This is a genomic window from Janthinobacterium sp. LS2A, assembly GCF_036543145.1.
In the GTDB taxonomy this organism is placed as follows: domain Bacteria; phylum Pseudomonadota; class Gammaproteobacteria; order Burkholderiales; family Burkholderiaceae_D; genus Janthinobacterium; species Janthinobacterium aestuarii.
The window spans coordinates 1-428 of the sequence record NZ_JAZHPB010000031.1; the positions used below are offsets into that span (position 1 = coordinate 1).

General features: G+C 49.1%; 1 protein-coding gene. It reads right to left on the reverse strand.

Annotated elements, in window-relative coordinates; genetic code table 11:
• Positions 1-56: 56 nt before the first annotated feature.
• The gene (locus tag V3C40_RS28270) at positions 57-359 is read right to left on the reverse strand and encodes a hypothetical protein (RefSeq protein ID WP_331779167.1); all 303 of its coding nucleotides are present in this window, start codon (positions 357-359) and stop codon (positions 57-59) included.
• Between the last annotated feature and the right edge of the window lie 69 nt (positions 360-428).

Sequence of the window (428 nt, forward strand, 5' to 3'; positions counted from 1 at the left end):
CCGGTTGCCGTCGTTGGCAGAGGTTCCGTCCCAAAGCGGACCATCGCCATCAACGGTTATTGCCTTTCGGCCTGTTGTACTTTCCGGCGTTGACGACTTCTAAAGTCGATAATTCCGACGAAAATAGCTATGGCGGGTAGCAAGAAAACCCCAATGACACTAGCACTACCCAAAAGCCCGAGCAATTCACTGTACTGAATCGCCTGGAAGTGAAGCGCCAACATTTCAACACAGTGTTTCTCGCCGGTATTGATATCGACCATGAGCGCAAGCCCGCTATGGTTTCCAAGATATACAGCAGCAAGCCACAGCAAAAAAATACAACAGTACGGCAACCATTGGTGGGACTTGATAGACATATTTCTCCAGCGGGCCGTCGGCGATATGTATGCGATGCGTAAATTGAATTTCCATATATGGCTGCTCTA